This window comes from Arthrobacter sp. CAN_A6 (assembly GCF_015751715.1).
Taxonomy (GTDB): Bacteria; Actinomycetota; Actinomycetes; order Actinomycetales; family Micrococcaceae; genus Arthrobacter_D.
Map to the genome: position 1 here is coordinate 275,363 of NZ_JADOUV010000003.1, position 22,231 is coordinate 297,593.

At 66.1% G+C, this 22,231-nt stretch carries 25 protein-coding genes; 12 read left to right on the forward strand and 13 right to left on the reverse strand.

What is annotated here, in order from left to right; all coding sequences use genetic code 11:
- Nucleotides 1-3: 3 nt before the first annotated feature.
- The 3 genes from IWX75_RS07490 to IWX75_RS07500 all read right to left on the reverse strand — a co-directional run bounded on the left by IWX75_RS07490 (nt 4) and on the right by IWX75_RS07500 (nt 1,448).
- On the reverse strand, nt 4-789 hold the full coding sequence (locus IWX75_RS07490; protein ID WP_196821612.1) for an alpha/beta fold hydrolase: 786 nt from the start codon (nt 787-789) through the stop codon (nt 4-6).
- 1 nt (nt 790) lies between these two features.
- Nucleotides 791-1,240, reverse strand: a complete 450-nt coding sequence (locus IWX75_RS07495; RefSeq protein ID WP_196821613.1) for a hypothetical protein — start codon at nt 1,238-1,240, stop codon at nt 791-793.
- Nucleotides 1,241-1,301: 61 nt separating this feature from the next.
- Entirely contained in the window at nt 1,302-1,448 is a 147-nt protein-coding gene (locus tag IWX75_RS07500) for a hypothetical protein (RefSeq protein ID WP_196821827.1), read from the reverse strand.
- 186 nt (nt 1,449-1,634) lie between these two features.
- On the opposite strand from IWX75_RS07500, the gene IWX75_RS07505 reads away from it, so the two are divergent.
- Complete coding sequence (locus tag IWX75_RS07505) at nt 1,635-3,017, forward strand: MFS transporter (RefSeq protein ID WP_196821614.1); 1,383 nt, start codon at nt 1,635-1,637, stop codon at nt 3,015-3,017.
- Nucleotides 3,018-3,103: 86 nt separating this feature from the next.
- On the opposite strand, the gene IWX75_RS07510 is transcribed toward IWX75_RS07505, so the two are convergent.
- On the reverse strand, nt 3,104-4,009 hold the full coding sequence (locus tag IWX75_RS07510; protein WP_334684173.1) for a LysR family transcriptional regulator: 906 nt from the start codon (nt 4,007-4,009) through the stop codon (nt 3,104-3,106).
- Between the two features lie 151 nt (nt 4,010-4,160).
- Here IWX75_RS07510 and mmsB point away from each other — a divergent pair, with 151 nt between their 5' ends.
- The 4 genes from mmsB to IWX75_RS07530 all read left to right on the forward strand — a co-directional run bounded on the left by mmsB (nt 4,161) and on the right by IWX75_RS07530 (nt 8,332).
- Nucleotides 4,161-5,057 carry a 3-hydroxyisobutyrate dehydrogenase gene (gene mmsB / locus IWX75_RS07515; protein WP_196821616.1) on the forward strand — a complete coding sequence of 299 codons (897 nt, stop codon included), beginning with the start codon at nt 4,161-4,163 and terminating at the stop codon, nt 5,055-5,057.
- Nucleotides 5,058-5,091: 34 nt separating this feature from the next.
- The gene (locus IWX75_RS07520) at nt 5,092-6,576 is read left to right on the forward strand and encodes a CoA-acylating methylmalonate-semialdehyde dehydrogenase (RefSeq protein WP_196821617.1); all 1,485 of its coding nucleotides are present in this window, start codon (nt 5,092-5,094) and stop codon (nt 6,574-6,576) included.
- Between the two features lie 161 nt (nt 6,577-6,737).
- Nucleotides 6,738-7,343, forward strand: a complete 606-nt coding sequence (locus tag IWX75_RS07525; RefSeq protein ID WP_196821618.1) for a J-domain-containing protein — start codon at nt 6,738-6,740, stop codon at nt 7,341-7,343.
- 299 nt (nt 7,344-7,642) lie between these two features.
- Nucleotides 7,643-8,332 (forward strand): aspartate/glutamate racemase family protein, encoded by a 690-nt coding sequence (locus IWX75_RS07530; RefSeq protein WP_196821619.1) that lies wholly within the window; start codon nt 7,643-7,645, stop codon nt 8,330-8,332.
- 131 nt (nt 8,333-8,463) lie between these two features.
- Here IWX75_RS07530 and IWX75_RS07535 read toward each other — a convergent pair whose 3' ends face one another.
- From IWX75_RS07535 to IWX75_RS07555, 5 genes are read right to left on the reverse strand one after another with little or no spacing between them, the layout of a single operon-like run.
- Nucleotides 8,464-8,880: a VOC family protein gene (locus IWX75_RS07535; RefSeq protein WP_196821620.1), complete on the reverse strand. Its 417-nt coding sequence runs from the start codon at nt 8,878-8,880 to the stop codon at nt 8,464-8,466.
- 36 nt (nt 8,881-8,916) lie between these two features.
- The gene (locus tag IWX75_RS07540; RefSeq protein ID WP_196821621.1) at nt 8,917-9,438 is read right to left on the reverse strand and encodes a hypothetical protein; all 522 of its coding nucleotides are present in this window, start codon (nt 9,436-9,438) and stop codon (nt 8,917-8,919) included.
- Nucleotides 9,381-9,560, reverse strand: a complete 180-nt coding sequence (locus tag IWX75_RS07545; protein ID WP_196821622.1) for a hypothetical protein — start codon at nt 9,558-9,560, stop codon at nt 9,381-9,383. Before IWX75_RS07545 ends, IWX75_RS07540 begins: the two co-directional genes overlap by 58 nt.
- Nucleotides 9,561-9,615: 55 nt before the next feature.
- Nucleotides 9,616-10,236: a hypothetical protein gene (locus IWX75_RS07550; RefSeq protein WP_196821623.1), complete on the reverse strand. Its 621-nt coding sequence runs from the start codon at nt 10,234-10,236 to the stop codon at nt 9,616-9,618.
- A 36-nt stretch (nt 10,237-10,272) separates the two neighbouring features.
- Nucleotides 10,273-11,652 carry a DUF2254 domain-containing protein gene (locus IWX75_RS07555; protein ID WP_196821624.1) on the reverse strand — a complete coding sequence of 460 codons (1,380 nt, stop codon included), beginning with the start codon at nt 11,650-11,652 and terminating at the stop codon, nt 10,273-10,275.
- Nucleotides 11,653-11,798: 146 nt separating this feature from the next.
- Between IWX75_RS07555 and IWX75_RS07560 the strand changes: the two genes are divergently transcribed.
- The 3 genes from IWX75_RS07560 to IWX75_RS07570 all read left to right on the forward strand — a co-directional run bounded on the left by IWX75_RS07560 (nt 11,799) and on the right by IWX75_RS07570 (nt 14,264).
- Complete coding sequence (locus IWX75_RS07560; RefSeq protein ID WP_196821625.1) at nt 11,799-12,326, forward strand: DUF421 domain-containing protein; 528 nt, start codon at nt 11,799-11,801, stop codon at nt 12,324-12,326.
- Nucleotides 12,323-13,072, forward strand: coding sequence for a hypothetical protein (locus IWX75_RS07565; RefSeq protein WP_196821626.1), 750 nt, complete (start codon nt 12,323-12,325; stop codon nt 13,070-13,072). Before IWX75_RS07560 ends, IWX75_RS07565 begins: the two co-directional genes overlap by 4 nt.
- 172 nt (nt 13,073-13,244) lie before the next feature.
- Nucleotides 13,245-14,264, forward strand: coding sequence for an LLM class flavin-dependent oxidoreductase (locus IWX75_RS07570; protein ID WP_196821627.1), 1,020 nt, complete (start codon nt 13,245-13,247; stop codon nt 14,262-14,264).
- 113 nt (nt 14,265-14,377) lie between these two features.
- Here IWX75_RS07570 and IWX75_RS07575 read toward each other — a convergent pair whose 3' ends face one another.
- From IWX75_RS07575 to IWX75_RS07590, 4 genes are all read right to left on the reverse strand, one after another.
- On the reverse strand, nt 14,378-15,079 hold the full coding sequence (locus IWX75_RS07575; RefSeq protein WP_196821628.1) for a type 1 glutamine amidotransferase domain-containing protein: 702 nt from the start codon (nt 15,077-15,079) through the stop codon (nt 14,378-14,380).
- A gap of 122 nt (nt 15,080-15,201) precedes the next feature.
- Nucleotides 15,202-15,507, reverse strand: coding sequence for a hypothetical protein (locus tag IWX75_RS07580; RefSeq protein ID WP_196821629.1), 306 nt, complete (start codon nt 15,505-15,507; stop codon nt 15,202-15,204).
- A gap of 116 nt (nt 15,508-15,623) precedes the next feature.
- Nucleotides 15,624-16,493, reverse strand: coding sequence for an aldo/keto reductase (locus tag IWX75_RS07585; RefSeq protein ID WP_196821630.1), 870 nt, complete (start codon nt 16,491-16,493; stop codon nt 15,624-15,626).
- A gap of 115 nt (nt 16,494-16,608) precedes the next feature.
- Nucleotides 16,609-18,123, reverse strand: a complete 1,515-nt coding sequence (locus IWX75_RS07590) for a GntP family permease (protein ID WP_196821631.1) — start codon at nt 18,121-18,123, stop codon at nt 16,609-16,611.
- A gap of 150 nt (nt 18,124-18,273) precedes the next feature.
- On the opposite strand from IWX75_RS07590, the gene IWX75_RS07595 reads away from it, so the two are divergent.
- From IWX75_RS07595 to IWX75_RS07610, 4 genes are read left to right on the forward strand one after another with little or no spacing between them, the layout of a single operon-like run.
- Nucleotides 18,274-19,728 carry a four-carbon acid sugar kinase family protein gene (locus IWX75_RS07595; protein WP_196821632.1) on the forward strand — a complete coding sequence of 485 codons (1,455 nt, stop codon included), beginning with the start codon at nt 18,274-18,276 and terminating at the stop codon, nt 19,726-19,728.
- Nucleotides 19,729-19,754: 26 nt separating this feature from the next.
- Nucleotides 19,755-20,705 carry an NAD(P)-dependent oxidoreductase gene (locus IWX75_RS07600; RefSeq protein WP_196821633.1) on the forward strand — a complete coding sequence of 317 codons (951 nt, stop codon included), beginning with the start codon at nt 19,755-19,757 and terminating at the stop codon, nt 20,703-20,705.
- Nucleotides 20,677-21,408: a FadR/GntR family transcriptional regulator gene (locus IWX75_RS07605; protein ID WP_334684174.1), complete on the forward strand. Its 732-nt coding sequence runs from the start codon at nt 20,677-20,679 to the stop codon at nt 21,406-21,408. Before IWX75_RS07600 ends, IWX75_RS07605 begins: the two co-directional genes overlap by 29 nt.
- Before the next feature lies 1 nt (nt 21,409).
- Nucleotides 21,410-22,186, forward strand: coding sequence for an SDR family NAD(P)-dependent oxidoreductase (locus IWX75_RS07610; RefSeq protein WP_196821635.1), 777 nt, complete (start codon nt 21,410-21,412; stop codon nt 22,184-22,186).
- The last annotated feature ends 45 nt before the right edge of the window (nt 22,187-22,231 follow it).

A 22,231-nucleotide genomic window follows, 5' to 3' on the forward strand; every position in this document is an offset into this window, starting at 1 on the left:
CAGCTACGACGTCGAGTCGAGAATGAACTTCACGGTTTCGGCGGGTTGGTCCCAGTGCGGGAAATGACCGCAGTCGTCGAACCAGTGCAGCGTGGCGTCGGGAAAGAGTGCCGTCGCCGTTGCAGCCTGGCTCGGAAGGGTCACCTTGTCCTGCCGTCCCCAGCCGAGAGCCAACCTGCCCCGGATCGTTCCCCTCGGAGCACCTGCCTGGCGGGGACCATGCGCGAGGGACTTGCGTGCTTCATCCAGACTTCTCGAGGTGTTGAATCCCCGCAGTTCCGTCAGGACGAGGTCCCGGTCGAGCTTCCAGGGCTTCGCCGAAAACTGCGCCAACAGCGCCGTTCGACCGGCCGCGGTACGGGTCAGGAGGGGCAGCGCAGGCTGGACTCGGCGCACCAGGGCAACCGAGGCCGTGATGCTCGCGTTGAAAATTCGAACCTGACGGTCGTTCCAGAAGCCCCCGGGGCTCAGCGCGACGACGTCGCCCGCGTGGCCACGGCGTGCAAGCTCCACAACCATCCGGGCACCCATGGAGCTGCCGACGATGTCCGTGTCGGCAAGGCCCTGCTCTTCCAGGTAACGCTGCAGCGCGTCGGTGAGTGTCGCGATGCTCACCTCACCGGCAAGGGGCGCGCTGGAACCGAAGCCGGGGAGATCAATCGCAATGACTTTCCGGTGCCGGCTGAGCAAGGGCACCACAGGGTCCCAGTTGCGGACGCTCGAGCCCAGCCCGTGCACGAGGACCAGGGGCTTTCCCGAGCCTGTCTCTTCAGTGTTGAGGGTTTCCATCTCAGGCCTCCGGGGGGAGTGCTTCGTGGTGTTCGCGGCCCTTCGTGCGGCGGTCTTCCTTCATTTCCGCTTCGAAGAGGTGCCGCTTGCCCTCCACGAGTTCCTCGCGGGCACGCTTCTCGAACGCCTTCAACTCCGTGTAGTAATGGTCGTCGTAATCCTCGACGATCTGGAAGGTCCAACGGCCCTCGATCACGTTGCGTCCGATGATGTCCTGGTCCACGGTGTCGGCAAGTTCAGTGTGCCCTGCCTTGCGCAGCAGTTCGACCGCTTCGCCGAGGTTGAGGTCCGCCTTGCCCGTGAGCCGGTGGAAGCCATAGAGGTAGCCCCTTGCGTGTTCAACCACCTCAAGGGCCTCCGACAGCTTCCCGAGGGCTTCGACGGTGCCGTCGGTTACGCCGTCGGGTCTCTGGTGATCGGCGTCAGGGCCGGGAGTGTCAGGATTAGCCATACTGCCCACGATATACGCGGCATGCACCGGGTGGGGGATGACCTGCGGACGCCTCAGCGATTCAACATGTGCCACAGGATGACGTCGTGGGCATGCCTGGCTTTCTCGTCGCCGCAGAGTCGTACACCGCTATGACCTGCTCACCCTGCAGCAGGCCGTCGACGATCATCTGGAGCTGCCCGGGACGGTCGTGGATGATCTGGTTCATGGGTTCCTCCGGAGGTGTGCGTTTTCGCAGAACCGCTCTGCACTAATTGGAGTTGAACTGGCTGCAATCAAGGGTAATACTCGGTACTGCCTCCGGTGTGCTCGGCGTCACAAGAGCAGACACCCCGGAAACCACAGCATGGTCAAGGCGAACCGTGTCAACGGAGACACCGAAGGAGTAGCACGCATGAGTTCCACCCAGTCCAATCCCGCGAGGCGCGAGGAACCCGACGTCGAAGCGTCCGGGCTCAAGAAGGTCGTCGTCGCCTCCATGGCGGGCACCGTCGTCGAATGGTACGAGTTCTTCCTCTACGCCGCAGCAGCCACGCTCGTGTTCGCCACGGTGTTCTTCCCGAATGCCGAAACGGAGTTCGATGCGATCATCGCCGGCTTCCTGACGTACGCCGTCGGTTTCGTGGCGCGACCCATCGGCGGCATCGTCTTCGGGCACTTCGGCGACAAGTACGGCCGCAAGCAGTTGCTGCAGCTGAGCATCATCCTCGTGGGCGTATCGACCTTCGCCATGGGCTGCCTGCCGACGTTCGACCAGATCGGCTACTGGGCTCCCGGGCTCCTCGTGGTGCTCCGCTTCATCCAGGGCTTCGCCGTCGGCGGTGAATGGGGAGGCGCCGTCCTGCTCGTGGCCGAGCACAGCCCCAGCAAGTCGCGCGGCTTCTGGTCCAGCTGGCCCCAGTCCGCAGTTCCCATGGGAAACCTGCTCGCCACCGGCGTGCTCTTCATCCTCTCCTCCACGCTTTCCTCAGAGGACTTCCTCGGCTGGGGCTGGCGCATCGCGTTCTGGCTTTCCGCCGTGATCGTGATCGTGGGCTACTACATCCGCACCAAGGTGAACGATGCCCCGATCTTCCTCGAGGCACGCAAGGAAGTAGTCGAGGAGGAGAAGGGCTACGGAGTCCTCGAGGTCTTCAAGCGCTACCCCCGCGGCGTCTTCACCGCGATGGGCCTGCGCTTCGCAGAGAACATCCTGTACTACCTCGTGGTCACCTTCAGCATCACCTACCTGCGACTGGTAGTGGAGATCGACACCTCCCGGATCCTCCTCCTGCTGCTGATCGCCCACTTCCTCCACTTCTGCACCGTGCCCCTGGTGGGCAAGATGTCCGACCGTTTCGGCCGCCGACCCGTCTACATGGCCGGCGCCCTGCTCGGAGCTACCTGGGGATTCTTCGCCTTCCCCATGATGGACACCGGGAACGAGGTCATCATCCTCGCGGCGGTGACCATCGGACTGATCTTCCACGCACTGATGTACGCGGGGCAGCCGTCCATCATGGCCGAGATGTTCCCCACCCGCATGCGGTACTCAGGGGTATCCCTCGGCTACCAGGTGACCTCGATCGTCGCCGGCTCGCTCGCACCGATCATCGCGACGGCCCTGCTGCAGGAATACGGCTCCTCGACGCCGATCGCCATCTACCTGCTCTGTGCCTGCATGGTCACCGCGTTTGCCGTGCTGATGCTCAAGGAAACCCGTGGCATCTCACTGCACGACGTCGACGAAGCCGATGCCAAGGGCACAGCCGACCTGCTGGCGGCATCAAAGAAGTAGCGGTAACAGAGAAGTTGCACTGAAGAAGTAGCAGTACGAGGACGGCGGGGCCCGCTTGGCGGGTCCCGCCGTTCTTGTGTCCGATGTCAGGCGGCCAGGGTTGCGGCCCGCTCGCCGACCTCCCTGCGGATCGCTCCGACCACCGCCTGCACCGCTGCCGAACGCAGCGATTCCGGGCGGGCGACGGCCCAGATGGGCAGCTGACGGTGAAACTCGGCCGGTAGCACCGGGACGAACCCGGAGGCATCGGCAACCATGAAGCTCGGAAGCAAGCCGATCCCCGCGCCGCCGGCCACGGCCTCGACCTGCGCGAAGATGCTCGTCGACTGGAAAGTACTCACGGGCATGGGCAATTGGGAGGAGCGGTGTCCCAGTTCGCTGACCTGCAGGGCGGACTCCACGTAGGACACGAAGCTGTGATGGCGGATGTCCTCCAGTCCAACGGGCATGCCCCGCTCGGCCAGGTACCCGGGGCTGGCGTAGAGGCGGAGAAAGTAATTGGTGAGGAAGATGGGGTCGGCGTTCGTGATCTCCGTCCGGCCCACCACCACCTCGAGGTCGACACCCGAGCGGTTCTGGCTCACCTTGCGGGTGGCGCTGAACATCTCGATGTTGAGGCGTGGATGATCCCGCTGCAGCCGGATCAGCGCGGGTGTCACGAACTTGCTTCCGAAGCCGTCGGGGGTACTGACCCGAGCGAGACCGGACAGGGCGTCGTCGTGCGCAATCCTCGACCCCAGCGCGCCGAGGCTCGCTTCGATCGCCTCCGCAGCCTCGACCGCCTCGGTGCCGAGCGCCGTCAGTTCCCATCCCTGCGGAGTTCGTTCGAGGGTCCTCCCGCCCAACTGCCTGTCGAGGGCGAGGATGCGCCGGGAAATGGTGGTGTGGGTGGTTCCGAGCGATTCGGCGACGGCGTTGAAGCGGCCGAGCCGGGCGACGGTCAGCAGGATCAGGAGGTCGTCGGGGCTGGGCAAACGCTTGAAGTCGACCACGGTTCCTCCCGGACAGCCAGCGTCATTTCTGAGGTCGTGTGCAAAAACGAACACGGCGTCTGTGATATTTCCCCTTGATCGCACTCTACCAGCGGGGCATGCTGGAGGTAACGACCAAGCGTCTAAACCACAAAGCAAAGGAGCTTTTCCCATGGCACAAATCGGTTGGATCGGTCTCGGAAATATGGGCGGGTCAATGTCCGGGAACCTCGTCAAGGCAGGGCACGAGGTGCGGGGCTTCGACCTCAATCCGGATGCCGTCGCCGCAGCGGAAGCCCTGGGTGTGAATCCGGCGTCGAGCATCGCGAACGCGGTGGAGGGCGCCGACGTCGTCTTCACCATGCTGCCCAAGGGCGAGCATGCGCGGGCTGTGTACCTGGGGGACGACGGCGTCCTTGCGCACGCCGATACCCGGACCCTGCTCGTCGACTCCTCGACGATCGACATCGAGTCCGCCGGGGCGCTGCACGCAGCGGCGTCGGAGGCGGGATTCCGCTTCGTCGATGCACCGGTTTCGGGTGGAATGAGCGGCGCGAAGGCGGCGACGCTCACGTTCATGGTGGGTGGCGAGGAGGGAGCCGTGAAGGACGCGAGCGGCTTCATCGAGCCGATGGCCAAGAACATCATTCCCACCGGTGGGGCTACCACCGGCCAGGCCGCCAAGATCTGCAACAACCTGATGCTGTTCATCAATTTGGCGTCGACCGCCGAGGGCGCCGTTCTGGCGGACCGCCTGGGCCTCGACAAGCAGGTGTTCTGGGACATCGCCTCCGTGTCGTCGGGGGACAGCTGGGCGTTGCGCACCTGGTATCCAGTGCCGGGCGTCGTGGACACTGCGGCTTCGAACAACGACTTCGCGCCCACCTTCACCACCGAGCTGGCGAACAAGGACATCGGGCTCGCCATCTCGGCGGCGAAGGACACCGGAACCCCGCTGGAGATCGGCGAGCACGTCCAGCAGCTGTTCCAGCGCCTCGTCGATTCCGGGCAAGGCGGCAAGGACTGCTCGATGATCATCAAGCTCGTCGACGGTTCGCTTTCCAACTGACTTTTTCGCTTCCGGCTCTTTGAAAGGCACTTCCATGCAGCAGATTCCGCACTACATCAACGGGCAGCGCATCGCCGACGCCGATCGCTACGGACCCGTCTTCAATCCGGCCACCGGCGAGCAGGAGAAGGAGGTGGCGTTCGCGTCGCCGTCGCGCGTCGACGAAGCGGTAGCCGCCGCCGAAGCCGCACTCCCGGCATGGCGTTCGGCAAGCCTCGCCAAGCGCGCCAACGTCTTCTACCGCGTCCGGGAACTGCTCACCGAGCGGAAGTCCGAACTCGCGGCCATCCTCACGAGCGAGCACGGCAAGGTCCTGTCCGACGCCGAGGGAGAGATTGCTCGCGGCCTCGAGAACATCGAGTTCGCCACCGGGCTGTCCCACATGCTCAAGGGTGAGAGGTCGGAGCAGGTCTCCACCGGCGTCGACGTCCACTCGATCCGTCAGCCCGTGGGAGTGGTGGCCTGTATTACGCCGTTCAACTTCCCGGCCATGGTGCCGCTCTGGATGATCGGCAGCGCCATCGCCTGCGGCAATACCGTGCTGCTGAAGCCGAGCGAGAAGGATCCCTCCTGCGCGGTGTTCATCGCGGAGATCTTCTCCGAGGCCGGGCTGCCCGACGGCGTGTTCAACGTGGTGCAGGGTGATCGCGAGGCCGTGGAGACGATCCTCGACCACCCCGGTGTGAAGGCCGTGAGCTTCGTCGGTTCCACGCCCATCGCGAAGTCCATCTACCAGCGCGCAGCCGGGCACGGCAAGCGCGTCCAGGCCCTGGGAGGCGCCAAGAACCATATGGTGGTCCTGCCCGACGCCGACCTCAACATGGCCGCCGACGCCGCCATCTCCGCGGCGTACGGCTCCGCCGGTGAGCGGTGCATGGCCATCAGCGTCATGGTGGCCGTGGGCGACATCGCCGACGACCTCGTGGAGAAGGTCCGCTCCCGCATGGTGTCGCTGAAGATCGGTGCCGGAACAGATCCGACGTCGGAGATGGGGCCGCTCATCACCGGTGAGCACCGGGACCGTGTGGCGTCCTACGTCACCGGAGCAGAGGCAGAGGGCGCCACCGTGGTGGTCGACGGAACCTCCCAGCAGTTCGATTCGGACGGCTTCTTCATCGGGGTTTCGCTTGTGGACCACGTCAAGCCGGGCATGAAGGTGTACGACGACGAAATTTTCGGCCCCGTGCTGTCCGTGGTCCGGGTGGAAACCTACGCGGACGCCGTGAAACTCGTCAACGAGAACGAGTTCGGCAACGGTGTGGCGATCTTCACGCGCGACGGCGGCGCCGCGCGGCAGTTCGAGTTCGAGGCCGAGGCCGGCATGGTCGGCGTCAACGTACCGATCCCCGTACCCGTCGGAACGTACTCCTTCGGAGGCTGGAAGAATTCGCTCTTCGGCGACACGCACATGTACGGACCGGACAGCATCCGGTTCTACACGCGCGGCAAGGTGGTCACCACGCGGTGGCCGGATCCGTCGACGTCGAAGATCGACCTCGGCTTCCCACAGGTCGACTGAGTACTCACTTCATCGCAACGGGCCGCTTCCTACCGGGAGGCGGCCCGTTGCGTTTCGAGGCTCGTTGCCGTCCGAAGTTTTCGATTGCGGTGCCCCTGCAGGGATCGGAATACTGGTTAACCGACCCGCCGCCACATGGCCCGAGAGGCAAACGGAAACCGATGAGTGAACGCGAGCAGCACGAAGAACGCCTGCGGAAGGCGGCCCAGGTCCGAGCGGCACAGCGGTCGCAGGGGCGGGCCGATGATGGCTTCGATGCCGAGGAACCCGACAACGCCGGCCCCCGTGCGCTCCGCTCGACCGACGACGAATCCGCTCGGGCACGGCTTATCGTCGACGATGCGGTGCGGCGCGGAGAGTTCGAGAACCTGCCGCTGGCGGGCAAACCGATCCCCGGCCTCGGCGACAGCTACGACCCCGACTGGTGGGTCAAGGGGCTCATCCAGCGCGAGAACATTTCCGGGCTGGGGCCCGCGGCAATCCTGCTGCGGAAGGAGGACGCCGAGCTGGACGACCGGCTCGACGGGCTGTACTCCGAGCGGCAGGTCCGCGAGGTCCTGGAAGACTTCAACTACCGGATCATCGACGCACGGAGGCAGTTACTGGGCGGGCCTCCTGTCATCACGAAGCTCCGCGACATCGAGGCCGAAGTGCAGCGGTGGCGTGAGCGGCGCACGGAGCGGGCGGCGGAGGCAGCGCCCGTCGTCGTCGTCGATTGCCGCCCCTGGTGGCAGCGGATGTGGCGGCGTGAACCCCCCGCTGATTAAGCACTTGTGGTCGCCCTGCGGGCGGATTGGCCGCCGTAAGTGCTTAATCAGCGGGGGGGGGGTGGATGGGAAGGGGCCGGTACCCACCTCGCGTAGCGCGTGGCCTACGACAGGGCGTTGCGCAGGCTTTCGGCGTCGAGCGCGGGGCCGTAGGTCGGGTGTCCCGCTGGAAACGCCAGCCCTCGACGGTTGTCCTGCGGTCATGCACCACAGCTCTCCCAGTGCCTCCCGGCGGCCGATCCCGGCAGCCGATCCCAGCGGCTGATCTCAGCGGGAGCCACTACACCTAGGCTGGATGCATGAAACGAATCGGCCTGATCGGCGGCATGAGCTGGGAAAGCTCCGCACTGTATTACTCGCTCATCAACGGGCTCGTGAAGGAGCGGCTGGGCGGCATACACTCCGCAAATTGCATCCTGGTGTCGGTCGATTTCGCCGACATCGAAGCCTTGCAGTCCTCCGGGGAGTGGGACGAGGCCGGCCGCCTGTTGGCCCTCGAGGCACAAGGACTCGAAGCAGCTGGGGCCGACTTCCTCGTACTCTGCACCAACACGATGCACCGGGTAGCCAGGGAGATCCGCGACGCTGTCGGCATCCCGCTGCTGCATATCGGGGACGTGGTATCCCGCGAGGTGCTGAACGCAGGGCTGGGAACCGTGGCGCTCCTCGGGACGGCCTTCACCATGGAACAGCCGTTCTACCGGAACTTCATCTCCGCGTACGGAATCGACGTCCTGGTGCCGCCGGAAGTCGAACGGGCGAGCGTGCACCGCATCATCTACGAGGAACTCGTGCTGGGCGTTGTTCGGGACGAGTCCCGCGACGAACTTGCCGGGATCATTCGCGACCTCGTGGCTCGTGGTGCCCAGGGGGTGATCCTCGGCTGCACGGAACTCGAGCTGCTGATCGGCCAGGAGGACAGCCCCGCGCCCGTCTTCGCCACCACCCGACTCCATGCGATCGCCGCAGTGGACGAGGCGCTGCGCTGACCGGCTGGCCCCTGGGTCCTCGCTGCGACCTTCGGGCTGGAGCCATCGGACTGTTGACTGCTTACTGGCGGCGGTCGACGTCGCCCAGGGTGCCTATGACACGCATAGGGTGCCGCCGACACGCCCGTGAGCTAGCCCTTGGGACCGAAGAGTTCGAGGGCGATATTGTCCGGATCGCGGAACTCGAGGATGTAACCCGCTCCGATGTCCTTGACCCCGCCGTGCTCGACGCCGAGGTTGTCGAGGACCGCAACGGCGTTGTCCAGCTCCCCACGCCCGGAGACTGCAAAGCTCACGTGATCCAGGCCCACACGGTTCTCATCGAACGAGTCCTGGGCGACGGGCCGCAGGCCGAACAGCGAAGTGCCCAACTGGTAGATGACGCCGTCGTACAGGAAGTCGAGCTGCTTCCGCGTTTCCTCGTCAGCGCCGTCAGGAATCTCGAAGGCGACCGGCCAGCCGAAAACGGCGTCGTAGAACTCGCGCGAGACGGCAATATCGGTCACGGTGAGGCGGACATGGGCATAGGCGCTCGTTGAAACGGTCATGAGCGCAGTGTGCCACATGGTGCTGACAGATAAGGTTCATTGCCGGTAGGGATAGCGATGGCTTGCTGCGTAGGCAGTGAACGTCTCCTCGACGCCCTCGTCAGCCGACAGGAATTCGAGCCGAAGGAAGGACGCGAGGTCCTGCAGGCTGCCCTGGAGGACAGAGCCGACCAGGACGACGTCGTTCCGGTCCGAGTCGAGTGCCGCACGGCTGATATCGACGGCGTAGGACAGGGACGCGGCGAGCGAGGTGCGAGCGGTCGATTCCCGGAAGTAATAGGACTCGGCCGTCTGGGTGAAGTCCACCCGGATCTGCACTATGTCGCCGGCGAGGCCCTCGAGTGTGCGGGTGGAGGTGGCGGTCTTGAGATCCGGCAGCTGCTCCGCGAATTCCGAGTCGTCGAGGATGGACAGGCGGATGGCGAGTGCACGACGGCGGGCCAGGGCTGGGTAGATCTGCATGAACCATGAGACGGCCGCTGTCAGCAGACCGAAACCGGTCAGGGCCTCGAACGGCAGTGCGAGTCGGATGAACGGATCGGCCGCACCGCTTTCCATACCGCTCCGGCGCACCAGCGGCTGAGCCGCCCCTTTCCTGCGGGATGCAGCAGCGTCTGGAAGACCTCGAGCAGTCCCACAGCCACGACGAGGATCCCGAGGATCGTGAACAGCCAACTCATGGACTCTCCTGGGGGTCGTGCAGCGGACTCTGCGGATGGTGTCCCTCGGAAGGCATCAGCCGGCCGAACGCCCTCCAGCTGCGTCGGAACCCTTCGGCCTGACCAGCAGGGCCAGAAGTGCCGCGACGAGGGATGCGATGAAAAAGATGGTTTTGAGCACCGTGAGGGCCGAGGCCAACGCCACGGTGCCGGAATCGATCGTTCCCGAGGCGAAGACTGCCTCGAGGGTAAGGTTCTCCGCGACGTCCACGGCCGCGTAGAGGATCGGGGCGATCATCAGCAGCAATGCGACCTTCCTCCCGCGGGTCACCCGCAGGATGAGCAGCACGAGGGTCGCAGCGAAGACCAGGGGAAAGAGCATGTCCCACAGGTAGTGGGTTGCCCCGTAGCGCTCGTAGAGCTCTTCCGTCATGCCGGCCTGCACGCTCTCCACGTAGCCTGCGTCATATCCGCCCAGTTGCGTGTCCGGCATGCCCAAGCCGTTCAGCGCACGTTGGAGCGATGCGAGCTGGAGACCGTTGATCGTCGCGAGCACGGCGCTCAGCAGAACGCCCAGCACGATGGCGATGGCAGCCCGCCCTCGCGGCTTCTTCCCAGCCCGGTCGGGAGGAGGAGACCCGGTAGTGGAATGCGGGGCGGCTTTCGCGGGCGGTTTGGAGTTCTCCGGAGTGACCATCAACCCATTATGTGCAGAGCCTGCCGACCGCGGCCCTTACGATTCCGTAACGCCGGTGCCCGAAGACGCGGCCCCGCCCACAGGCCACGCTGATCGAAGAGCCGCTTCGACAGCCTCGAATTCGGTATCGAGCGTTTCCTTGACGGAGGGGGCGAAGCTGTTTTCGGCCGCCACCGCCCGGGTTCTGCGTAGTTGCTCGGACACCGCGGACCGGACCTCCCCGGAGCTCTGAACCCAGGCGACCTGGCGCAGTAGTTGCACGATGCGCAGGGCGACCCGGGGGTCCTCCATGCCGTAGGTGAGCATCTGCTCCATCGCGAGGTTGAGGAGATGGGGGAAGGAGGGGTACTGCAGTGTCACGCGGTCCGCGCCGTCGTCGTCCTGCAGGCTCTTGGGGCCGGTCTTCCGGTCGGCGAGACCGCACAGCACACTGGCGACATGGCTCAGTGCGTGGACGGCGGTGGTCGGATCGTTGATGCCAGGAGACAGAGCACGGCTTGCGACGTCGAGCAGCTGTTGGAGTCCGAAGCCGGCATCCTGGGTGGAGGTGCGCTCGAAGCCCGTGGACATTGCGGCATTCAGGCCCTTCTTGATCCTCTCCCGCCGATCGGAGTCGATAGGGCCTCCGTCGATCGACCAGGCCCTGGCGAATGGGGTGGCCTTGACCAGGGATGCGCCGGGCATGGCGTCGACGACGATGACCGTGCCCGTGTCTTCTGCCGTCGTGACGGCGGCGTCCGGGTCGATCCGCAGGAGGAACCCGGATTGAGCACTCTCGATGAGCGCGTACTCCGGTCCGCGTTCACTGGGGGAACGGGTGGGGACGCCGTCGTCGGGGAAGATGCGCTGAAGGGCGCTGTCGGCTTCGCGATGGACGTCGCGCAGCATGGTTTCGACACGGATCTGGCGGGCCAGGTGGGCCAGGAAAAGCACGAGGCCGACGACGCTGCCGAGAGTCAGGAGGAAGGCCACCGTGACGGAGATCACAGGGACGAAGCCCTGGCCTTCACTGGTTTCCACCCGGATACTCCGCAGGACCGTCAGGGCGAAGACGAACGTGGCAAGAAAGAGCGCCAGCGTGTTGTGGACGAAACGATCGCGCGTGAAGGTGCGGAGCAGGCGGGGCGAGAACTGGCTGCTCGCGAGCTGCAGCGTGACCACGGTCAGGGAGAAGGTCAGTGACGTGACAGTGATCATCGAACTGGCGATGGTTTCCATCAGGGAGCGTGCCGCCTCCGGGCCACCGCCGAATAGAAGACCTGAGACGGTGGGCGGAAGGTCCTGGTCGATGAGCCCGTCCAGGAACGGCAGGTACTGTCCGAGAGTGACTGCCAGCACGACGGCGAGCAGCGGCACTGGCCACAGCTGGGTGCGCAGCGAATCCTTGAGCAGGCCGATGTCGACTGCCCGCTTCATCGCTGTGCCCCGGAACGGGTCGGGCGGGCTGGGAAGCGGCAGGTGGTCGCGTGCATCCTCAAAGGATACTGTCGAGGGGTCGAGGGGAACTCTCCCGGGACTGCCGCTCCCTCCGTCCGGTTCCCTGATCCAGGAAGGAACACGCTATGTGGTTCGACTCGTGGCCGGAGGTTCTGCGCGTCCTCCTCGTCGGCTCTGCCTCCTACATCACCCTGGTCCTGGTGCTGCGCGCCTCCGGAAAGCGGACCCTCAGCCAGCTCAACGCGTTCGACTTCATCGTGACGGTCGCCCTCGGCTCGACCCTGGCCACCATTCTCCTGAGCTCCGACGTGGCTTGGGTCGAGGGATTGGCAGCGCTTGCACTGCTGGCTGCACTGCAGTTCCTGGTGGCGTGGATCTCGGCTCGCTGGCCCGGGGGGCGCTCCTTCGTGACGGCGAAGCCTGTGGCTCTGGTGTGCGATGGAGAGCTTCAACATGACCAGTTACGCCGGAACAGGCTGTCTGCGTCGGAGGTGCGTCAGGCGGTGCGCAGCACCGGATCCGGAGATCTGTCCGACGTCGCCGCAGTGGTCCTGGAGACGAATGGCACCCTGAGCGTCATTCCCACGAGTAAGTATGGAAGCGGTTCCGCGCTCGAGGGCGTCTTCAACCGGCCCGAGAGGCATGAGGAATGACCGAACCCAGGGTCGGCGCTATCAGGACGGCCAGCACGGCCGAGCGGCTGGGCACTGCTGAGCTGCTGGCCCGCCGCCTCGACAAGCCCATGGGGATCCTCGGCGTCATCTTCCTTTTCGTGGTGCTCGGCCAGCTTCTGGCGACGGAATCCCGCATGGCGCTGGCCTTCGCCATTGCCGGGTGGCTTTTCTGGGCGGTTTTCGTCGGGGAGTTCCTCCTGCGTGCCTATATCGCAGGGTTCCGGAAACAGTTCTGGAAAAAGAACTGGTGGCAGGTCATCTTCCTGCTTGTCCCCTTCCTCCGGTTCTTCCGGGCGTTGCAGGCGCTTCGCTTCGTGCGCCTGGCGCGGTTTGCCCGCTTCGGCGGCATCGTGTCCGCGGGGGTCCGCGGTTCGCGGTCGGCGGGACGGCTGCTCTCGAGCCGCATCGGCTGGCTGATCGCGGTGACCGCCGTCGTCATCCTTGCCTCGAGCCAACTGCTGTATGCCACGGGCTCCCACGAGACGTATGCCGATTCCCTGTTCGAGTCCGCGATGGCCACGATCACTGGCAGCGGGCTCACGCCTACGAGTGCGTTCGCTCGCATCCTGCAGGTGGTGCTTGCCGTGTACTCGGTGGCGGTCTTCGCGACCCTTGCAGGATCGCTCGGCGCCTTCTTCCTCCGTGAGGAACGGCCTGGCGCGGCCGGCGTACCGCCCGGGGAATCAGCCCCCACTGAGCGCACCCCGGACGCAGACAGCAGATAGGCGTCGGGTTCTACCCACCTTTCGAGAAGGCGTGGTCCCATAGGCCGCGTGTTGCCTGCAACACGCGGCTGGTGTTCCTGAATCATGGGCGGGATGCCGCACCCGAAAGGCCGGGAGCTATAAGGCACCGGCCCGAGGGAATATCCTCCTGCACCGAAACGCTGGGACGGGCATGAAGCGCATTGGTTTTCTATCGTTCGGCCACTACCAGGACGTCCCGGGGTCCTTCGTGCGCACTGCCGGTGACGCCCTCCTGCAGACCGTGGAGCTCGCGGTAGCGGCACAGGAACTCGGTGTGGACGGTGCCTATGTGAGGGTGCACCACTTCGCCCCGCAACTGGCCTCGCCCTTCCCGCTGCTCGCCGCGATGGCAGCTCGAACGAGCACCATCGAGCTGGGCACCGGCGTCATCGATCTGCGCTACGAGAACCCCCTGTACATGGCAGAGGAGGCGGCAGTCACCGACCTCATCAGCGGCGGCAGGCTGCAGCTCGGCATCAGCCGCGGCTCACCCGAACCCGCACTCAACGGTTACGAGGCCTTCGGGTATGTGCCAGGGGAGGGCAGGAGCGACGCCGACGACGCCCGGCAGAAGGCGGCCATCTTCCGCGCGGCCATCGCGGGCTCGGGAATGGTCGATGCCGATCCGCGGATGGCCGGGCACTCGGGTCGCCTGGCGATCGAGCCGCAGTCGCCCGGGTTGGGAGAGCGCATCTGGTGGGGTTCGGGGACACGGGCGACGGCCCGGTGGGCGGGGGAGCAGGGCATGAACCTGATGAGTTCGACCCTGCTGACCGAGGACACCGGGGTACCGTTCGACGAGCTGCAGGCAGAGCAGATCGGAATCTTCAGGAAAGCCTGGGCCGACGCCGGGCACCAGGGCACACCGAGGGTCTCGGTCAGCCGGAGCGTCCTGCCGATCGTCAGCGATGCCGACCGCCACTATTTCGGGCTGCGGTCGCAACGGGACGGCAAGGACCAGGTAGGCAACCTGGAGGGCGTGAGGTCCCGTTTCGGCAAGAGCTACATTGGCGAACCCGACGTCATCGCTGCACAGCTTGCAGCGGACGCCGCGGTACAGGAGGCCGACACCGTGCTGGTGACGGTACCCAACCAGTTGGGTGTCGAGTACAACGCGGAGCTGCTTGAAAACCTTGTGACCTTGGTGGCACCCGCTGCGGGCTGGCGGTAGCCGAACAGTCTTGCCGCGGCGGCCCAGGCGGGTGCCGGGAGGTGTGCCACGGCAGCCGGTAGCGGCGTCGGGCGGCCACGGCCCGGCCGCCCGATGTCCTCCGCGTACGGGGGCTACTCGGCGAGTGCCGCGAGAACTTCCTTTGCGACGTCTTCGCTCGACTGCGGGTTCTGGCCGGTGATGAGGTTCTCATCGCGCACGACGACGCTCTCCCAGGCGGCCCCCGTTTCGACCACGGCGCCCTTCTCGCGGAGCGCTGTCTCCACGAACCACGGCGTGTTCTCGCCGGTTCCGCCGGAAAGCTCTTCCTCGTTGGTGAACACCGTGAGCCGGCGGCCTGCGAAGGCGAAGGTCCCGCCGTCGTCCACCGCGCTCAACAGCCCTGCCGGGCCGTGGCAGAACGGGGCGATGATCTTGCCCTCGTTGTTGGCGGCGATCAGGACGCGGCCGAGGTCCCTGTTCGCGTACAGATCGGCCATGGGACCGTGGCCGCCGGGCATCACGACGGCGTCATAGGCTGCGGGATCGATGTGGGCGAGGATCCGCGGCGCGGAAAGCTCGTCATCGATCTCCTCGAGGTACGCGCGGAAGTCTGCTGCCTTTTCCTGGCCGCCGGCCTGCTGCGGATCGAGGCTCACCTGGTCGACCGTAGGCTTCACGCCCCCTGGTGAGCTGAGCTGGACCGTGTGCCCGGCGTCGCGAAGGATCCGGTGCGCGACGACGAGTTCCTCGGCCCAGTAGCCAGTGGGGTGCGAGCTGCCGTCCTTCATGGTGAGCGAATCGGCGGATGAAACAACCATCAGGATGTTGGCCATAGGGATGTGCTCCTTCTCGGGCGCGTTCCGAAGAGCGCGCCGATAGCGGGAAAACCATTTCGGGGCTAGAACGTGCCGAGGCAGGCACCTATTCCGGAGTGATGCGCAAAAGGACGAGGGGATCAGTCGCCGCTGCCCTCGATACCACCGGGAACGCTGTCCCAACCGCAGGGGGGCAGCGGTTCGGCAACGCCGATGACGGTTGTTTCGGGCAGGGAGTCACCCGGCCGCAGCGCGATCAGATTCTTCTCGAAATAGGAGGACTCGTGCTCTTCGGAGAAGGGAATGACGGCACTGGCCGGTACTCCCGGACCTGGCCCCATGGGTAGCGTGGGAAGAAGCTGGACGGCCGGGTCCGCCTCCAGGGGACCCACTTCCGTCACGACGATCGGCACTGCCGGAAAGCCGGTGGAACTGCTGGCGTCCATGGCGGTCTCCTCGTCGCTGGGTGGGTCAAGTCTAGGGCGGTGACCGGGAGATGCGTAAGGGCCAAGGGCACGAAAAAGGCCCGCCTGTCGCCGGAGCGGGCCTTTCCGGAAGGATCCTAGCGCGCGTTCTCGAGCTCCGCGTACGTGGCGTCGTCGAGGCTGACGCCTCCCGCGCCCATGTTGTCCTCGAGGTGGGCGATCGAGCCCGTTCCGGGAATCGGCATCATCACAGGAGAGCGGCGCAGCAACCATGCGAGCGCCACCTGTGAGGTGCTTGCGTTCAGCCGTTCGGCCGCCTCGGCGAGTGGACCGCCCGGCCGGGCGAGCTCGCCCGCCGAGATAGGGGCCCAGGGGATGAACCCGATGCCCTGCTCGGTCGCGTAGTCGAGGACTTCCTCGGAGGTGCGGTCGGTCAGGTTGTAGCGGTTCTGGACGGTGGAGACCGTGAAGAATTTCCCCGCGGCCTTGAGCTGGTCGACGCTGACCTCCGAGAGGCCGAGCGCCTTCACCTTGCCCTCCTGCTGGAGGTCGCGGAGCACTGCGAACTGCTCGTCGGCGTCGACCTTGGGGTCGATGCGGTGCAGCTGCAGCAGGTCCAGCGAGTCGACCTTCAGCTTCCGAAGGCTCAGCTCCGTCTGCTGGCGCAGGTATTCCGGCCTGCCGACGGGAATCCACTGGTTCGGGCCGGTGCGGGTAAAACCCACCTTGGTCGCGATGCGCACGCCGTCGGGGTAGGGATGCAGCGCCTCGGCAATGATCTCTTCGCTGATGTTCGGTCCATAGGAGTCGGCGGTGTCGATGAAGTCGACGCCGAGTTCGACGGCACGGCGGACGACGTCGACGGCGGTGCCGCGGCTGGCGGGCTCGCCCCAGACGCCGTCGCCCACGATCCGCATGGCACCGAAGCCCAGGCGGTGGACGGTGCCGAGGTCCTTGAGGTCGATGGTCGGAGACACTTCGCGGAGTTCATCGATGTTTTGGGTCATGGTGGCGGCAACCGGCGTGACCGGTTCGTTATTCCGGCCGCTGCCCGTTGCCGCCACCGCCCCGGCCCTTCCCGCCCGGGGGCGGAAACATCGGCTTCGATCGGACGCCGTCCGGTCAGCCGAGGACGAAGTTCGCGATGAACAGCAGCGGGATGGAACCTGCCCACACCGCCGTCGTGATGCCCGACCAGCCGCGAAGCGCCGCAGTCCCCTCGAGGCCCGTGAAGCGGGTGACCACCCAGAAATAGGAATCGTTGAAGTAGCTGAACACCATGGATCCGGCCGTGCAGGCCAGGGCGGCGACAAGCGGGTCGATTCCCAGCGTCGTGACCAGTGGGGCAGTGACGGACGCCGCGGTGATCATTGCGACGGTACCTGAGCCCTGGGCAATACGGACCAGTGTGGCGATCAGGAACGGCACGAGGAACGCCGGGAGGGGAGTGGCAGCGATCGCTTCGGCCAGGGCGTCACCGACGCCCGAACTGCGGAGTACCTGGCCCAGCGCGCCGCCTGCGCCCGTGATGAGGAGGATGAGCCCTGCGGACGCCGCGGCTTCGGCGAACCAGCCCTGCACCTTGGTGCGGGGGGTCCAGCGTGGCAGGAGCAGGTAGACGGCGAGCAGGACGCCGATGATCAGGGCGACGACGGGGTTGCCGACGAACGCGAAGGGAACCACCCAGGCGGACGGCTCGTATTCACCGCCGAGCACGCCCTGCGCGTTCTGGTCGATGGCACCCGTAACGGTATTGACCACGATGAGCAGAAGCGGGATGAGCAGGGGAAGTGAGCCGAGGAGGGCACCGACGTGGTGGGGTTTCGCGCCGGCGGGAGGCGTTCCGAGGTCGACGGCGGGATCGTCGGGGGTGAAATCCTCGGCGTCGCTCGTGTGAGCACCGCCGGAGAGTTCGTGCGAGCCGCTTCCCTCGGGGCCCCTCTCGAGGTGGCCTGCTCCGCTCCGGCCCCCGCCCACGGCGACCGTGCCGTACACAGCATGCCGGACTTCTTCCGAAACCGATGATTCGAGCTTCGGGCCCATCCACTTGGCGTAGAAGATGACGATCGGGAGGAGGAGGATCGTGAAGATCAGGCCGCCGAGGATGAGAGCCCCGAGGTCGGCTCCGAGGATGCCGGCGACAGCGAGTGGACCGGGAGTGGGAGGGACCATATGGTGCGTCAGGGTCATGCCGCAGCCGAGTGCAAGGGCCAGGGTGACGTAGCCTGCGCGTTTCACCCGGGCGATGGAGCGCGCCAGCGGGTTCATGATCACGTAGCCGGAGTCGCAGAAGACCGGTATGGAGACCAGTGCCCCGACACTTCCCATCGCCCACGGCTCGCGGCCCTTGCCGAAGATCCGGAGGAAGGCCAGTGCCAGCGAGTTGGCGGCCCCTGATACCTCGAGGATCTTGCCGATGCCAACACCGAGACCGATGACGATTCCGATCGAGGCGAGGGTGTTGCCGAAACCTGTGGTGATGGCGGTGACGATCTCGAGGGGCGCCTGGCCGGCGACGATCCCGGTCACCAGAGCGGCGATCAGCAACGCCACGAAGGCGTCCAGCCGGGTGCGGAGCACCAGCACGACAATGGTCACGATCCCCAGAGCCAGCGCCAGTAAAAGTTGTACATCCACGGTGATTTACTCCTTGAGGAAGGAACCGATGCCCGGGCGGCGTTGCGCGGACATTCCAAGCGCCGTCAGCATTGACGGGTTTAGCGCTGGCTGAAACACTAACACCGGGTATAAGACATCTGACAAGTGTTTTGAGCAAAGAGGCAACCTTTGGAAGTGGAATCGGAACTATTGGCGGGCTTCCTCGCCGGAACCGCCGTCGATCCGGCAATGGTCGCGGCATCGGTGGCAGCATCGCGCCGCATCCTCGTGGTGCTCGACGACGACCCCACCGGCACGCAGTCCGTGGCGGACCTGCCCGTCCTCACCCGCTGGGAAGCGGCGGACTTCGCATGGGCCTTCAGCTTCCGCATCGCGGGTGCCTCAGCCCCGGCGGTCTACGTCCTCACCAATACCCGCAGTCTCGGACCGGACGAGGCTGCAGCGCGCAACCGGGAAGCCGTGACCAACGCCCTTGCCGCAGCGCAGGAGGCCGGGATCAGCCTCGGCTTCGTGAGCCGCAGCGATTCCACGCTCCGCGGGCACTATCCCCTGGAGCCGGATGTGATCGCCGCGACGCTGCAGGAAGTTCTGGGGGAGGGCACGGACGGCGTCGTCATCGTGCCGGCTTTCCCGGATGCGGGGCGGATCACCATCGGGGGGATCCACTACATGAGGAATGGAACGGGCGGCGTGACCCCCGTGGCGGAGACCGAATTCGCGGCCGATGCCACGTTCGGCTACTCCCATTCCGAGCTCGCCCGCTATGTCGAGGAAAAATCGGCCGGACGCATTCCCGCGGCCGACGTCATCGTGCTCGATCTCGGTATCGTCCGCGGCGGGGCGGCCGGGATCGCGGACGCACTCGCGGACGCCGTGGACTCCGTGCCGATCGTGGCCGATATCGTGACCGAGAACGACCTCCGCGCCCTGGCCCTCGGCCTGGCGGAGTCCGAGAGCCGCGGGAAGAAGCTGCTGTACCGCGTGGGGCCGCCCTTCGTCCGCGCGAGGATCGGGCAACGCGAGCGGGAAGCACTCACCGCGGAGGACGTGTTCCCCGCCGGTAGCCCGGCGTCCCGGGCCGGGGGGCTCGTGGTCGTGGGTTCCCATGTGGGCGTCACCACGCGGCAGCTCGCGGCACTGACGGGCCGGCATCCGAACGCCACGACGGTAGAGCTGGCGGTGGAGGACCTGCTGGATTCCGCGCTCGCCGAAGCCCACCTCGAGAAGACCGTCGCCGACGTCGTCGCGGCCCTCGGTGCCGGGGATGTCGTCCTGCACACCAGCAGGCTGCTCGTGAAATCGGACGACCCCGCCGAGAGCCTGCGGATCGCCAGGGTGGTCTCAGCCGCGGTGGTGGCGGTCGTCCGCCGGACGCTCGCTGCGGCACCGCCGCGATTCGTGATCGCCAAGGGCGGCATCACCTCCTCCGACGTCGCCGCGCACGGTCTCGCCATCCGGCATGCCGTGGTGCGCGGCCCCATGCTCCCCGGCATCGTTTCGCTGTGGGAACCGGTCGACGGGCCAGCGCAGGGCATTCCCTACGTGGTCTTCGCGGGCAACGTGGGTGACGACGACTCCCTGGTGGACGTCGTCCGGAAACTCAGCTCCGCCTTCCAGTCGTAATTTGCCACGAGAAAAGGACGCTCCATATGCACGGCTCGAAGGAGAGCAGCAACTACACCGTCGCGGTCCTCGGACTCGGTGCGATGGGACTGCCCATCGCGGGACGGCTCGCGGGCAGGTTCACTGTTTCCGGCTACGACATCAAGGCCGGACGGCGGCAACTCGCCTCGGACGCCGGTGTCACCGCCCATCCGTCGGCCCGCAGTGCGGCCGCCGGGGCCGACGCCGTCCTCCTCGCCGTCCGGAACGCCGAACAGTTGCGGGCGTCCCTGTTCGACGACGACGGAGTCGCCGCGGTCCTGGAACCGGGCGCCGTCGTCATCGTGACCAGCACAGTGGGGCGCGAGGCCATCCCGGACGTCGTCGAACAACTGGCCGGATCCGGGGTGGACCTGGTGGATGCGCCGCTGTCCGGCGGACCGAAGCGTGCCGGGGACGGTGACCTGCTCATCGTGGTGGGTGCGGAGCCTGCAGTGCTCGCCAGAGTACTGCCCGTCCTCGATCACCTCGCCTCCACGCTCACGGTGGTCGGCGACAAGCCCGGAGACGGACAGGCGTTGAAAACAGTCAACCAGCTGCTGTGCGGCGTGCACATCGCGGCCGCTGCCGAAGCGCTGGCCCTGGCCGATGCGCTGGGCCTGGACCAGGAGAAAGCCCTCGCGGCCCTGGAATCGGGTGCTGCAGGCTCCTTCATGCTGTCCAACCGGGGTCCGCGCATCCTCGAGGCCTACACGGCCGACGGCGCGGAGGTCCTGAGCAGGCTCGATATCTTCGTCAAGGACCTGGGAATCGTCGGGGATGCGGCCCGTTCCATGGGGCTCGCCGCGCCGGTCGCGGCAGCCGCAGAGCAGCTGTTCCTGCTGGGCCAGGCACAAGGTCTCGGCCTGGCCGATGACTCAGCGGTGATCCGGGTGCTGGCTCCTGGAAAGCGTGCCCCACGGGGAGAGGATGGTCGTGGGCCGGAAATCATTGGTTGAGTCGGTTGTCGAGGACCTCTTCGAGCGCATCCTGGGGGCCGAGATCGCACCGCATGAACCATTGCCCCCGGAGGCACAGCTGGCGCAGGCGTCCGATGTCAGCCGGTTGACCGTCCGGGAAGCACTGAAGACCCTCCAGGCCCAGAACATCGTGTACGTACGGCGAGGCCTCGGCACCTTCGTGAACCCGCCGGATCAGTGGACCGGCCTGGAAGCGATCCTGAAAGCGGCGTCGCGCGGCATCGCCTCGAACCAGGCTGCGCTGCGTCTACTCGAGGTGCGGCGGATGGTCGAGACCGGCGCCGCTGAACTCGCTGCCCGGCATGCGACCCCCGCCGACCTGCAGCAGATGGAATTGGCGAACCGGGACCTGGAAGCTGCCCATGCCGCGCAGGACCTCGACGCAGTGACGATCGCCGACCTCGCGTTCCATGACGCTGTGTTCCGCGCATCGGCCAACCCGTTCGTCCCTGTTCTGCTGGGCCAGTTGGCACAGCTCCTCTACGTGATGCGGCGGGAAACATCTGCATTCCCCGAGGTGCAGCGCCACGCGATCAAGCATCACGGCCTGATTCTGGACGCCATCGCTTCAGGGAGCCCGGAAGCCGCGCGCCGAGCCATGGACGCGCATATCAACCAGACCTACGAAGATTTCGAGCACTACATCAGCAGGCAAGATCAAAACCCTCCAGGAGATGGATAACATGACCGAACTTCCAGCATTCCCCACCGAACGCACCGCGGTACTTACCGGCGCCGCCTCAGCCCGAGGCATCGGACGAGCCACCGCGGACCTCCTCGCTGCCCAGGGGTGGAGCATCGCCATCCTGGACATCGACGGGGACGCGGCTGCAAAGGCAGCCCAGGAAATCGCCGGCAGGCACGGCGTACGGGCCCTCGGCGTCCATGCCGACGTCTCCGACCAGGAGTCGGTGGATTCCGCCATCACCAGCGTGGAGGAATCGCTGCCCCCCGTGGTAGCGCTGGCCAACATCGCCGGCATCAGCTCGCCCGTGGAATTCATGGATGAGACCAAGGAAGGGTGGGAACGAGTCTTCGCCATCAACATGACCGGCACCTTCCTGGTGACCCAGCGAGTGCTATCCGGCATGATCGACCGCAAACTCGGCCGCGTGGTCAGCATCTCCTCCATCTCCGCACAGCGCGGTGGCGGCACCTATTCCAAGGTTGCCTACAGCGCGTCGAAGGCTGGGATCATCGGCTTCACCCGGGCCCTCGCCCGCGAGATGGGAGAGCACGGCATCACGGTGAACTGTGTCGCACCCGGCCCGGTGGATACGGACATCATGGGCGGCGCGCTCAGCGACGACCGGAAAGAGGCGATGTCGCAGGACATCCTGGTGGGCCGGGTAGGCACAGTGCGTGACATCGCCGCCCTGATGGTGTTCCTGATGGGCGAGGACGCCGGCTTCATCACGGCGGCCACCTACGACATCAACGGTGGGCTGCAGATCTCCTAGTCCTGGAGCCCTTGCCCGAGAACCGCGTCGGATCCCAACCGCTGC

What these genes read in the sequence shown, in the direction of transcription:
- IWX75_RS07610 (WP_196821635.1), top strand. Translation starts at nt 21,410, where the DNA reads ATGACCGAACTTCCAGCATTCCCCACCGAACGCACCGCGGTACTTACC.
- IWX75_RS07495 (WP_196821613.1), bottom strand. Translation starts at nt 1,240, where the DNA reads ATGGCTAATCCTGACACTCCCGGCCCTGACGCCGATCACCAGAGACCC.
- IWX75_RS07500 (WP_196821827.1), bottom strand. Translation starts at nt 1,448, where the DNA reads ATGAACCAGATCATCCACGACCGTCCCGGGCAGCTCCAGATGATCGTC.
- IWX75_RS07600 (WP_196821633.1), top strand. Translation starts at nt 19,755, where the DNA reads ATGCACGGCTCGAAGGAGAGCAGCAACTACACCGTCGCGGTCCTCGGA.
- IWX75_RS07555 (WP_196821624.1), bottom strand. Translation starts at nt 11,652, where the DNA reads ATGAAGCGGGCAGTCGACATCGGCCTGCTCAAGGATTCGCTGCGCACC.
- IWX75_RS07505 (WP_196821614.1), top strand. Translation starts at nt 1,635, where the DNA reads ATGAGTTCCACCCAGTCCAATCCCGCGAGGCGCGAGGAACCCGACGTC.
- IWX75_RS07545 (WP_196821622.1), bottom strand. Translation starts at nt 9,560, where the DNA reads ATGAGTTGGCTGTTCACGATCCTCGGGATCCTCGTCGTGGCTGTGGGA.
- mmsB (WP_196821616.1), top strand. Translation starts at nt 4,161, where the DNA reads ATGGCACAAATCGGTTGGATCGGTCTCGGAAATATGGGCGGGTCAATG.
- IWX75_RS07585 (WP_196821630.1), bottom strand. Translation starts at nt 16,493, where the DNA reads ATGACCCAAAACATCGATGAACTCCGCGAAGTGTCTCCGACCATCGAC.
- IWX75_RS07580 (WP_196821629.1), bottom strand. Translation starts at nt 15,507, where the DNA reads ATGGACGCCAGCAGTTCCACCGGCTTTCCGGCAGTGCCGATCGTCGTG.
- IWX75_RS07565 (WP_196821626.1), top strand. Translation starts at nt 12,323, where the DNA reads ATGACCGAACCCAGGGTCGGCGCTATCAGGACGGCCAGCACGGCCGAG.
- IWX75_RS07560 (WP_196821625.1), top strand. Translation starts at nt 11,799, where the DNA reads ATGTGGTTCGACTCGTGGCCGGAGGTTCTGCGCGTCCTCCTCGTCGGC.
- IWX75_RS07570 (WP_196821627.1), top strand. Translation starts at nt 13,245, where the DNA reads ATGAAGCGCATTGGTTTTCTATCGTTCGGCCACTACCAGGACGTCCCG.
- IWX75_RS07550 (WP_196821623.1), bottom strand. Translation starts at nt 10,236, where the DNA reads ATGGTCACTCCGGAGAACTCCAAACCGCCCGCGAAAGCCGCCCCGCAT.
- IWX75_RS07540 (WP_196821621.1), bottom strand. Translation starts at nt 9,438, where the DNA reads ATGGAAAGCGGTGCGGCCGATCCGTTCATCCGACTCGCACTGCCGTTC.
- IWX75_RS07525 (WP_196821618.1), top strand. Translation starts at nt 6,738, where the DNA reads ATGAGTGAACGCGAGCAGCACGAAGAACGCCTGCGGAAGGCGGCCCAG.
- IWX75_RS07520 (WP_196821617.1), top strand. Translation starts at nt 5,092, where the DNA reads ATGCAGCAGATTCCGCACTACATCAACGGGCAGCGCATCGCCGACGCC.
- IWX75_RS07605 (WP_334684174.1), top strand. Translation starts at nt 20,677, where the DNA reads ATGGTCGTGGGCCGGAAATCATTGGTTGAGTCGGTTGTCGAGGACCTC.
- IWX75_RS07535 (WP_196821620.1), bottom strand. Translation starts at nt 8,880, where the DNA reads ATGACCGTTTCAACGAGCGCCTATGCCCATGTCCGCCTCACCGTGACC.
- IWX75_RS07575 (WP_196821628.1), bottom strand. Translation starts at nt 15,079, where the DNA reads ATGGCCAACATCCTGATGGTTGTTTCATCCGCCGATTCGCTCACCATG.
- IWX75_RS07490 (WP_196821612.1), bottom strand. Translation starts at nt 789, where the DNA reads ATGGAAACCCTCAACACTGAAGAGACAGGCTCGGGAAAGCCCCTGGTC.
- IWX75_RS07530 (WP_196821619.1), top strand. Translation starts at nt 7,643, where the DNA reads ATGAAACGAATCGGCCTGATCGGCGGCATGAGCTGGGAAAGCTCCGCA.